We start from the raw sequence: 4,775 nt of genomic DNA on the forward strand, positions 1-4,775 counted from the left end.
GTGAAGTACCAGTCCGAAACCCGTGATGCCATGTCGCGTGCGGCGCGCGACGAGCCACCCTGGAAGATTTCGGGCAGCGGCTGCGGCGGCTTCGGCTTCAGCGAATATTGGTTGAAGCGGTAGAAATCACCACGGAAGGTGAAGCTGTCTTCAGTCCATATTCCGCGCAGCGCACGAATGAATTCTTCCGAGCGGCGGTAGCGCTCGTCATGGTCGAGCCAATGCTCGCCAATGGCGTGGAACTCGCCGCGGAACCAGCCGGAGACAAGATTGATCGCGACGCGGCCGTTGGTCAGGTAGCTGATGGTGGCGATCTGCTTGGCCGCCAGCGCCGGGTTCCATGGCCCGGGCAGGATCGCGGCGATGACCTTGAGCGTGGTGGTCGCCGCCAGCAGATCATGGCTGAACGCCACCGATTCATGCTGTTCGTCGGCGCCGTAGCCAGCGGTGAAACGGATCTGGCTGAGCGCGTAGTCGAAGCCGGACCTCTCGGCGATCTGCGCCAGCTTGCGGTTATACTCGGCCGAATGGTTGGTGCGCTGCTCGATGTTGGAGATCACCAGGCCGCCCGAAACATTCGGCACCCAGTAGGCAAACTTGATCGCGTCGGTCTCTGCGTGTGCCATGAAATGTCTCCCATTCAGGCCGTGTCATTGATCGATCCGGCCGCAACCGGACTTCGCCGATATTTATTATGTTTATAGAATATATATACAAAGAAGGATTTTCCGTTTTTGGGGCTCTCTTGGGACGGAAATACCAATTTTCGCTGCCGAACCCGGCCTGCAGATGTCAGCCCGCAAGAGGGCCATGCGCGGCATGGGCGCCGACCGCCTGCGCTGACGGTAGCGTAACCAGCAGCTTGGCAATTTCCCCCGCGACCGCCTGGGCATGGCGTGCAACTTCCGGCAGACCCATGAGCTCGCCGAAAGTGCCTCGTGCCAGCGGGCCGGCGACCAGGAGTGTCGCAACCGCCTCACCGTCCGAGCCGATTGCGCGGCTGTCGAGACTTGTCTCGATGCCAAGTCCATATTGGTCCGTCCTGATCAAGCCGGCTTCCGCCAGCGAGCTTAGCGCCGGGTTCAGCTGTAATGCCTGCCCATGAGCCGGACCCGTAGTGTTGATGACGGCATCGAAGCGCGTCGTCTCGATCCGTGTCTGCCCGCGTCGTTGGAAGCTGACAGCCAGGCTGCCGTCCTCATCGTTCGACGCGACAAGCCTGGCGGCAATGGTGTCGAATGTGCCGGCCACATGACGCCGGTCGAGCACCGCCGCCACCTGCGGAGCGATCCTGAAGCGATGCACGTCCCAGAACACGCGCAGCTGGCGGACCAGCCTTGCCCGCTCCGGCGGGGCAAGTGCGGCCCACAGCACCGGCCCCTGCAGGCGCAGTTGGTCGAAGACCGACTGCCAGTTGACATTGGCCGCTCTCGCAGCTGTCAGCGTCGCGCGAATGGCCCTGAGCAGGCCGAGCGCCGTCGTGGCCGGCGCGGATGCAAAATCGCCAAAAGGCTCGCCCCTGACATCGGGGTGTCCGCGCGAGCGTAAGCCGCGGCGCGACAGCGCCAGGATGCGGCCGCGATGGCCACGACGGTCGAGTTCGGCGACCATGTCGGCAGAGGTCAGCCCGGAGCCGACGATCAGCACCGACGCCTCCGGACCAATCCCGGCAAGCGCCGCTGGTGCGTACGGGTCGGCGATGAAACCCGGTGCTTCCGTCAGATGGATCAGCGCGGCTGGAATCGCGGGCTGTGGGTGCGTCGCTGCCAGGACGACGATATCGGCAGCGACCAACCCACTGGACGTATGCACGGTCCAGCCCGCGCCACTGGCATCGCGCGTCACGCGTATGGCGAGACCTTCGACATGACGGACAAGGCTGGAACCGAGATACGGCGCCAGATGCTCGGCGACGTAGCGACCGAACACACGCCGGCGCGGAAAAGCGTCGCCGTTCTTCCAGATGGCGTCCGGGTCGTGTTCGAGTTCTCCGCTGCCAGTCAACCAGCGTGCAAAATGCTGCGGGTCGTCGGGAGCCATGCTCATCCTGATCGCGGGAACATTAACCCGATGAGACGGTTCCTCGCTGGAATAGGCAAGGCCACCGCCAAGAACCGGCCGTGGCTCGACCACGGAAATGGAAATCCGCTCCGGCCGAGGCATTTGCGCCAGGTGCCACGCCACCGCGGCGCCGGAAAAGCCGCCGCCGATGATGGCGACGTGCAACCGCGAGGACGCAGGAAGCAAGTTCACGAGGCGCTGGCGAGCGACTTCGGCCGGTGGTCGCCGGCGATGGTTTCGCCGAACGGACCGGTGTTGACGGAAGAGCCGGCTGCCTTGACCAGATGGTCGGTCGGCAGTTTCGGCAGCACGAGCTCACCAAAGCGATAGGCTTCTTCGAGATGCGGATAGCCGGAAAGGATAAAGGTATCGATGCCGAGGCGCCGGTACTCGTCGATGCGCTCGGCGATCGTGTCGGGATCGCCGACAAGTGCGGTCCCTGCGCCGCCGCGCACCAGGCCGACGCCGGCCCACAGATTGGGCGCGATCTCGAGCTTGGCGCGATTGCCGCCATGCAGTGCGCTCATCCGCGCCTGGCCGACCGAATCCATGCGGGCAAAGACCTTCTGCGCCGAGGCGATCGTCGCATCGTCGAGCCGGCTGATCAGCCTGTCGGCCGCGGCCCAAGCCTCCTCGGTGGTTTCGCGGACGATGACATGCAGCCTAATGCCGAAGGAGAGCTTGCGGCCGGCCTTCTGCGCCAGTTCACGCATGCCGTCCAGCTTGCGCTCGACATCGGCTGGCGGCTCTCCCCAGGTCAAATATTTGTCGATCTCCTGCGCCGCCACCACGGACCCAGCGTCGGACGAGCCGCCGAAGTAGAGCGGCGGATAGGGTGTCTGAACCGGCGGAAACAGCAGCCTTCCATCCTCGATGCGGAAATGCTTGCCCTCATGCTCGACCGTCTCGCCGCTCAGCACCCGCTTGTAGATCCGAAGGAATTCCTGCGTCACCTCGTAGCGCTCGGCATGCGACAGAAAAATGCCGTCGCCCTTGTTCTCCAGCGGATCGCCGCCGGTGACGACGTTGATCAGCAGGCGGCCATTGGAGATGCGATCCAGCGTCGCAGTCATGCGCGCGGCCAGCGTTGGCGACTGCAAACCGGGCCGCACGGCGACAAGGAAACGCAAGCGTTCGGTCATCGGCACAAGAGCCGATGCGATCACCCAGGAATCCTCGCACGAGCGGCCGGTCGGCAACAGCACGCCATAGTAGCCGAGCATGTCGGCCGCCTTCGCCACTTGCGTCAGATACGGCAGATCGACCGATCTGCCGCCCTCGGCCGTGCCAAGATAACGGCTGTCGCCATGCGTCGGCAGAAACCAGAGCACCTTGATGCGGTCCGGCACGACCCGGCTCATGGCCTCTGTCCCGCTGCCTGACGAAGGCGGCCGGGTATGCCTGCTTTGGTGAGTAGCTGATGCGAAAGAGTGGGCATGGCGTGGTCCTGTCCGGGTGGAAACCAGATCGCCAGTGCAGATTGCTTATTCCACAAACTCTGTAGAGTTAGTTTATTCCAATTCTGCCGCCGCTATTAGAATTTCTCTCTCTGGCAAGAAAAGGAGGCCGGCCCGAATACACCGGGCCGGCCTCCTCGTATCAGAACGCTGGTTCGACCGCGTTGACGTTGTCCTTGGTGACGACGGTCAGCGGGATGGGCAGCCGGTCCTTGACCTGCTTGCCGTCGATGATCTCGGCCATCGTGTTGATTGCCAGGCGGCCATCCTCGACGGGCGACTGGACGATGGTCGAGTACATTTCATTGGTGCGGATCGATTCGAACGCATCCTTCTGGCCATTGATGCCGACGATCGGCGGTGCGGCCTTGGAGGGGTTGGCCTCCTTCCAGGCATCGATGAAGCCGCGGGCCATCGTGTCGTCATTGGCGTAGACGCCGCTGATCTGGTCGCCGAAGCGTGTGATCAGATCGCGGCTGACCACCAGCGCCTTTTGCTGGTCGAAGTCGGCGTTGACCGTGTCGAGCACCTTGATGTCTGCATTGGTTTCCTTGAGACGGTCGGTGAAGCCGCTGACGCGTCCGATCGTGGTGCCGTTGCCGGCCTGGCCGGCGATGATGACGACGGAGCCCTTGCCGCCGAGCGCCTTGCTCAGCGAGTCCGCCGCCAGCTTGCCTTCCTCGTAGACGTCAGGCCCGGTGAACGACTTGATGAACGGCTTGGCATCGTCGCTCATCGGTGAATTGATGAGGATCGCCGGAATGTTCGCCTGCTGCGCGCGCGCCAGCCCCGGTATGTATGCCTGCGGGTCGAGCGGCCACAGGATGATGCCGTCGACCTTGCGCGCAACGCAGGTGTTGAGCTGCTCGGTGCCTTTCTGGACATCAAAATCCTGGCTGAGGCTCAGGATCTCGATGCCGAGTTCCGCGGCGCGCGCCTGAAGCGCCTTGTTGGCCGGCGTCGCGTAGGCATGCGAATCCGCTGCCGTCACGTAGCAGACCGTCTTGGCGCTGGCCCAGCCCGTCGATGCCAGCACAGCCGCCACGGCGGCGACGTGAAGCATGCTTTTCTTGCCAATCATGTGTTTCCTCCCAATCATGTGGTTCCTCCTTGAGTGATTGGATTGTCGCGAACGAGCGCCGGGCGCGTGCCCGGAGCCCTCCCCTTGGTGGTAACGGCCCGATCGAGCACGACGAGCAGGATCAGGATAAGCCCGGACACGACCTGCTGGACGTATGCGGGAACGGACTGGAACTC

General features: G+C 63.5%; 4 protein-coding genes. All 4 read right to left on the bottom strand.

The window, feature by feature from the left end; all coding sequences use genetic code 11:
* Positions 1-626, bottom strand: a 626-nt coding sequence (locus EN750_RS18955; RefSeq protein ID WP_127397320.1) for an LLM class flavin-dependent oxidoreductase, incomplete at its 3' end; no start/stop codon positions are given.
* A gap of 166 nt (positions 627-792) precedes the next feature.
* On the bottom strand, positions 793-2,253 hold the full coding sequence (locus tag EN750_RS18960; RefSeq protein ID WP_127397321.1) for an FAD/NAD(P)-binding protein: 1,461 nt from the start codon (positions 2,251-2,253) through the stop codon (positions 793-795).
* Entirely contained in the window at positions 2,250-3,422 is a 1,173-nt protein-coding gene (ssuD, locus tag EN750_RS18965) for an FMNH2-dependent alkanesulfonate monooxygenase (protein ID WP_127397322.1), read from the bottom strand. Before ssuD ends, EN750_RS18960 begins: the two co-directional genes overlap by 4 nt.
* A 238-nt stretch (positions 3,423-3,660) precedes the next feature.
* Positions 3,661-4,599: a sugar ABC transporter substrate-binding protein gene (locus tag EN750_RS18970; protein ID WP_127269514.1), complete on the bottom strand. Its 939-nt coding sequence runs from the start codon at positions 4,597-4,599 to the stop codon at positions 3,661-3,663.
* Between the last annotated feature and the right edge of the window lie 176 nt (positions 4,600-4,775).

It is taken from the genome of Mesorhizobium sp. M7A.F.Ca.ET.027.03.2.1, from assembly GCF_003999175.1.
Classification (GTDB): Bacteria; Pseudomonadota; Alphaproteobacteria; order Rhizobiales; family Rhizobiaceae; genus Mesorhizobium.

Bases quoted from the DNA above. Each gene is read 5' to 3' on its own strand.
- EN750_RS18970 (WP_127269514.1), bottom strand. From the start codon at position 4,599: ATGATTGGCAAGAAAAGCATGCTTCACGTCGCCGCCGTGGCGGCTGTG.
- ssuD (WP_127397322.1), bottom strand. From the start codon at position 3,422: ATGAGCCGGGTCGTGCCGGACCGCATCAAGGTGCTCTGGTTTCTGCCG.